Genomic DNA, 5,825 nt, shown 5'->3' with positions numbered 1-5,825 from the left:
CCTTCAGTACCGGCCGGACACCCTCGACGGCTTCATAGCCGGAACCGGCCTGGCCCTCGACGATCCAGCGTCACCCTAACGAGCCGAAGTCAGTATCTACCAAGATCTTCCAGGCTTGCCGATGCCCTTGAGGGTCTCGGGGCGTTTGATGGTTTTGCCGACGTCGTAGCGGGGTGCCCGCGTAGGTCGAGGTGTTCCAGCGGCTGGTCGGTGTCCGCGTCCAGCAGCCAGCGGCCGTGCCGGACGCACACCCGCTGCCAGCGCGGCAGATACCGCACGACCCGCTGTGCTTGCCCGGTGCGCCGCGCGGTGCACGACCGGCAGGCGAACGCCGCTTCGCCCGCCACCGCGCCCGCCGCCCGCCACCGCGCCTGTGCCACGGCGGCCTCCCGGCCTTTGGTGATCTTGGGATCGTTCACGGTGAAGGCGGGCAGAGCGCGCGTCAGCACCGCCGGTTGGACCCCGCACAGTTCGGCGAGCACTTCCCGCCCGGCCTCGTTGAGGACGACCTCCGCGTCGGCCCGTATGCCGCCGCCGTCGTTCCGTGCGGGGGAGTTGCGGCATGTCCACAGCCGCAGCACGCCGGCGGCAGGCAGACCGTAGCGGTCCGCGGCCCGGCTGATCAGTGACGCGGTCAGTTCCCCGGCCGGCGACACGGTCCGTAACACCCCTGCTGTCACAGCTCTTACCGGCATCTGTTCCTGGTCTCCTGTCCCGGCGCCCCTGACCGGGTTACAGCTCGAAGTCGAGGTCGAGGAGGTCGGTGAGTTCTACTTCGAGGCCGTGGGCGCGGCGGCCGTTGTCGCGGAAGTAGACCTCGCCCAGAGCCTCGGCGGCGATCTGTCGGAGCTGGTCCTCGGTGTAACCGGTCTCCCGGGCCTGGAAGAGGCGTGCGGCGTGGTCGGGCGGCAGTGCGAGGGTGAGGTGACGCATGCGGGCGTCGTCGGTGCTGCCGGGGGCGGCGGTGTAGCCGAACCGGGCGCGGACGTCGATCATGATGCCGCCGGTGGTGGCCGCGGTCTGCTTCGCCTTGGCCCTGATCTGCGGCTGCCAGCGTGCGCGGACCTCACGCTCGAGACGGTCGGCGAGCTGCGGCCGGGGCTTTTTGATCTGGTTCTTCACATAGCGTTCGACGGTGCGCTGGCTGACGCCGAGCAGCTCGGCCACGCGCCGGGTGCTGTGCTGATGCTGCCTGACCAGGTAACGCATCTGCGCCCCAGCGGACTTCGGGATGGGGCGCGTGAACGCGCCCTGCACTGCCTTGTCGAGTCCTTCGCCGACCGTGGCCATCGCCGTGACGCTCCCTATTCTCCGGTGTCCTTGGCGGTGACCTCGCCGGTCTTGATGTAGCGGGCGAGGTTGGCGACGTGGCCGTCACCGGCGAGCTGCTCGAGCACGTTGGCGCCCCACAGCATGCTCTGGGTGCCCTCGTGCTTGACCATCCCGGGCGAGACGCCGAGCCGGAAGCTGCCCGGCACGGTCTTGCCGTCGGCGTCGTAGGGCAGCACGTCCAGGGGGCTGGGGCCGTCGGCGGCGTACACGGCGCAGTCGGAGAGGACCGCGACCGGGTAACGGCCGGTGGCCGCGGCCAGGGTGAGCATCTTGCGGTGCATGTTGATCCGGGCCCGGGAGATGACGGTCGCGCGGATGTCCGGCCGCCAGGTCGGGCGGGCGAGGGCGGGCCAGGCCTGCCCCGGCTTCCAGCCGCCGCCGCGTGCCTTCTCCTGCAGCTTGCCGATGCCGCCCTTGACGGTCATCTTGACGGCGTCCGCAACGATTGCCATCTCGGGGTCACGCTGCTTGTAGCCGTCCATCGCCTTCAGGAACTCGGCCGGGGGCAGCTTCTCCGCGACGCCGAGGTCCGCCATGGTGGCGACGTAGGCGTCGCGCAGCCGCTTGTACCAGCCGTCCAGGAACCGGCCGCTCTCGTGGCGCACCCACGCCTCGACGGGCGCGACGTCGTAACCGAGCTCCACGGCGTAGGCGACTGTGGGGGTGGCGTACCAGGCCGGGCCGGTGGGGCGTTCGCCGGTGGGCGTGAACGGGCTGGGCAGCAGGTCGCCCTCGAGGTCGCGCCACTGCTTGCCGACCTTCACCCGGGACAGGTCGACGTGGGAGAGGTCGACCAGCCAGGAGCCGGGCACCGCTGGGTCGAAGACCGGGTTGGTGACATGCACGGGCGGCGACGCCAGGCCGACGACCGCGCCGTTGGCGGCCGCCCCGAACGCCAGGTTCACGTCGATACCGACCAGGTGCCGCCGCATGCACTCGGCATCGGTCAGATCCCGCGCCCAGTCGTAGGCCTCCTCGAACAGTCGCTCGCCGGGCCCGCGTACGTGGAAGCGGGGCAGGTGCGCCAGGACGGGGTGTCCGTCGGTCGCCTCGCACGGCGCGGGATCCATCGGCTCCGTGCCCAGCGAGCCGGGCCGGTGCTCGCGGTGCCGTCTGCCGTTCTCGTCCGGCTCGCTCGCCCTCGTGGGCGGGTTGAGCGCCGTCATCAGCTGCAGCCCCGTCACCGCGGTGGAGCCCACCGGCGTCATCACCCGCTGCGCGAACACCCCCAGCACCCGGGCGAGCTCCGCGGGCTGAAGCTGCGCGGCGTGGCCCCAGGCGCGGCCGTCCAGGGCACGCCAGGAGGGGAGGCACAGCTGCACGCACTGCCGGCGGCCGCCCTGGGCGGGGCGGTAGATCCGCGCCCAGGGCCCCAGCCCCCGCTGGGTGAGCTGCCAGTCGGCGCGCTTCAGCTGCTTGATGACCTTGTGCTCCTCCGCGAGCCGCCCGGCGAGCCGCTCGGTCTCGGACAGGACAGCGGGCAGGCCGTAGCGCTCGCACGCCGCTTCGGTGAGCACCAGCAGCGGGTCGGCGTCCTTGCCCGAGCCGTGCAGCTTCTCCGACCCGAGCTGTGCCTCGGTGAGCGTCCACTCCACCAGGGCGGGCAGCGACTTGGCGGGCACGTCCACGATCAGACCGCAGACGCCGTAACCGGTCACCTGCTTCTCGGCGTCGGCGTCGAGGACGAGCAGCGGACCGTGCGCGTAGGCACCGCCGGGCGCGGGGGTGTTCGCCGGGGCGGCCTTCCTCGCAGCGGGGCGCCGCGAGCTCTGCGGCGCCTGTTCGGCACGCGGCAGCGACACAGCGGCCGGTGCCGCGTGCCGAACGGGCGCTGGGGGAGCGGCCGGGGGCTCCTCAGCAGCCGCCGTGGCAGTAGCTTCCGCTGCCCCGGGCGCGGGCGGAGCCTCCACGGCGGGCGCTGCGGTGGTGAATGTCTGCGGCGCCGCGGTGTCTTCCTGCGGGGTGCCGGTGCCTTCGGGGGCGGGGTAGAGCTTGGCGAGCTGCTTGAGCAGGCGCGCGTACGCCTCCCGCTCCGGTGGCCGCGGCTCGGTCTTGCCCGACTCCCAGGCGCCGACGGTCGCCCGCCGCACACCCAGGGCGGCGGCCACTTCGTCCAGGGTGAGCGCGTGCGTCTGGCGCAGCCGCCTGCGCTCGGCCGGCGGCGGCAGCGGGGAGCGGGACGCGACCAGCGCGTCGACTGCGTCGAACAACTCGGACATGGGACACCTCCGCCTTCACTCTACCCTGAGCCGCACCTATCGCGTACGTACAGCGTTCATTAAGCGTGCGGATGGCGTTCGGGGTGGTAGGGTCCCGCGAAGGCCTCTCCGATGGCTGCACCGCCTCTTCGGCCCCGGCCGCCGCCCGGGGCCGTCCGCTTCGGGATCGAGGAAGAGCTGTCATGACTTTGGTGGAACTGCCGCGCCCCGGCCGCCCCGAGCGGTCGCGGCTCTTTCCCGACCAGGCGGAGGCAGTGGAGCGGCTGGCACGGCATCTGCGGCGCGCGGGGACGCGGGCGCTGTTCGTGTCGGCGACGGGGACCGGCAAGACCCTGGTGTCCATCCGGGTGGCGGACGCACTCGGTGCGCGGCTGGTGCTGTTCGTGGTACCCACCCTGGACCTGGCGGCCCAGACGGCGCTGGCCTGGCGCCGGGACGAGCACTTGGAGCACATGGTGATCGTCTCCTCCATGGACACCAGCGGCCGGGACGACCTGGTCGCGGCCCGCGTCATGTCGACCACCGACCCGCACGCGCTGGGCGGACTGATGTCGGTGGGGGGCCAGGGCGAGGACCAGATCCCGGCTGTCGTGGCTCTTTCAATCTGATCGGCGTCCGGGGTGTTGAGCTGGTCTGATCAGTTGGCTGGTTGAGGCTGGCGGTGTGGTCTGTGTTGGCGAGGGGCTTGATGTTGCTTGCGGGCTGGGGTTGTGCGGGGTCTGTGAGCTGTGGGTTTCCTGCTTCGGGGTGGCCGTAGGTCTGTTGGTCGGTTCTATTGGTTGGCCGGTCAGTTTCGTTGGGCGGCTTTTGTAGCTGATCAGGGGTGTGGATTCGTGGATGCCGAGGGTGGTCAGGAGGTGTTGCTGGTGGGGGTGGAGCTGGTTCCAGGCGTGCTGCTGGGTGCGGATCCATTTCGTGGTCGTGCCGGGGAAGGCGTGGCCGGCGGTGTGGTGTGTGTGGGCTTGGTGGTAGCTGTGGTTCCAGGAGGCCCGCCAGGGTGGGTTCCACCACGGGTCGAGTGCGGTGAGCTGTGTGTCGTGGGGCCAGAGCCGGCCGGTGCGGCGTAGGTGGGCGATGGCGCGTTTGCGCTGCTCGTACAGCCACCAGCCCAAGGGGAATCCGTCGTGTTCGGTGGCGTAGTGGGCGGTGCCGAGTCCGCCGTGAGTGTGTGCGTAGGAGCGGGCGTAGGGCAGGCCGCCGTCGATGGATGACGAGACGGTTGTGGGGCGCGACCGGATGGCGCCGGTTCGGCGGCGCGTGCGTGTTTCCTGCTGGGGCCGGGCGCCGTGTGCGTCCTGGGGTGTTATGCCGAGGCCGGTCAGGAGTTCCTGCTGGCCCGGGTGGAGGTCGTCATAGTTGATGCACTGGGTGAGCAGCCATCTGGTGGCGGCTGGAGGGAGTCCGGGGAAACCTGCGGCCGCGTTCAGAACGTGGCCGTGGATCTCGTTTCTGACGGCATGGTAGGTGATTTGCCATGGTAGGCCCCAGGATGGGTTCCACCATGAGTCAAGGACGTCGAGGGCCTCGGCGCGACGGTGGGGGAGTCGGCCGTTGGCGGCCCGTTTGCGTTGGTGGGCGAGCCATGTCCCCAGCCGGTAGCCGTGGTGGTTCGCGCTTCTGGGCACGGCGAGGTGTCCGTGTCGGGCGGCGTAGGAGCGGGCGTGTGCAAGGCCGGTGTCGAATGATGCTTGCTGGGTGACGCGACGGGGCCGTGCGGTGCAGGAGTTCGCGGTGGTGATGCCGAGTTGCGTGAGCCTTTGTTGCTGCCCCGGGTGGAGGTTCTGGTAGGCGACGCACTGGGTGTAGAGCCACCGCCCAGTCCAGTCGGGGGTGCCGGGGAAGCCTTGTGCAGGGAGGAGTTTGATTCCGTTCTCGACGAGTTTGCGGGCGGCGCGGTGGTTGATCTGCCAGTCCCCGTTCCACGGTGGGTTCCACCATGGGTCGACGGCGGCCAGCAGCGGGGCGGCCGGGTAGGGCGCGGCGAACTTGGCGGCGTGAAGGCTGGCCTGGTGCCGCTGGCGGGCCAGCCAGCCTCCGACGGGGAAGCCCTCGTGCCGGTCGGAGGGTGACGCGTTGAGGTCACCGTGCAGTGCCGCGTAGGAGCGGGCGTAGTAGAGGCCGGTCTCCAGGGACGGCCTGTGGGTGGCGGGGTTGGGGCGGGCGGTTGCGACAGTCTGCTCAGTGAGCGGTGTGCATCGTGAAGTTGCAGGTCACGGGTCTGGTGTGCGGGCGTCCTTCCGTGCTCGCGCTGGTCGGCGGGCGGTGTCCACGATG

At 71.0% G+C, this 5,825-nt stretch carries 4 protein-coding genes and 1 pseudogene; 1 reads left to right on the top strand and 4 read right to left on the bottom strand.

What is annotated here, in order from left to right; genetic code table 11:
* Positions 1-236: 236 nt before the first annotated feature.
* The 3 genes and pseudogenes from AB0903_RS34050 to AB0903_RS34040 all read right to left on the bottom strand — a co-directional run.
* Positions 237-695, bottom strand: a pseudogene (locus AB0903_RS34050) (DNA-binding protein); the annotation flags it as partial.
* Positions 696-732: 37 nt separating this feature from the next.
* The gene (locus tag AB0903_RS34045) at positions 733-1,290 is read right to left on the bottom strand and encodes an XRE family transcriptional regulator (protein WP_366708663.1); all 558 of its coding nucleotides are present in this window, start codon (positions 1,288-1,290) and stop codon (positions 733-735) included.
* A gap of 14 nt (positions 1,291-1,304) precedes the next feature.
* Positions 1,305-3,551, bottom strand: coding sequence for a helix-turn-helix transcriptional regulator (locus tag AB0903_RS34040; protein ID WP_366708661.1), 2,247 nt, complete (start codon positions 3,549-3,551; stop codon positions 1,305-1,307).
* 182 nt (positions 3,552-3,733) lie between these two features.
* Here AB0903_RS34040 and AB0903_RS34035 point away from each other — a divergent pair, with 182 nt between their 5' ends.
* Positions 3,734-4,159 carry a DEAD/DEAH box helicase family protein gene (locus AB0903_RS34035; RefSeq protein WP_366708659.1) on the top strand — a complete coding sequence of 142 codons (426 nt, stop codon included), beginning with the start codon at positions 3,734-3,736 and terminating at the stop codon, positions 4,157-4,159.
* Here AB0903_RS34035 and AB0903_RS34030 read toward each other — a convergent pair.
* The gene (locus AB0903_RS34030) at positions 4,151-5,290 is read right to left on the bottom strand and encodes a helicase associated domain-containing protein (protein ID WP_366708665.1); all 1,140 of its coding nucleotides are present in this window, start codon (positions 5,288-5,290) and stop codon (positions 4,151-4,153) included. The genes AB0903_RS34035 and AB0903_RS34030 overlap by 9 nt on opposite strands.
* Positions 5,291-5,825 lie beyond the last annotated feature (535 nt).

This window comes from Streptomyces sp. NPDC048389 (assembly GCF_040706335.1).
Classification (GTDB): Bacteria; Actinomycetota; Actinomycetes; order Streptomycetales; family Streptomycetaceae; genus Streptomyces.
The sequence above is the reverse complement of the archived record's forward strand: the minus strand, read 5'-3'. Positions and strand labels throughout refer to the sequence as shown.

Coding starts and splice junctions, on each gene's coding strand:
- AB0903_RS34045 (WP_366708663.1), bottom strand. CDS start 1,290: ATGGCCACGGTCGGCGAAGGACTCGACAAGGCAGTGCAGGGCGCGTTC.
- AB0903_RS34040 (WP_366708661.1), bottom strand. CDS start 3,551: ATGTCCGAGTTGTTCGACGCAGTCGACGCGCTGGTCGCGTCCCGCTCC.
- AB0903_RS34035 (WP_366708659.1), top strand. CDS start 3,734: ATGACTTTGGTGGAACTGCCGCGCCCCGGCCGCCCCGAGCGGTCGCGG.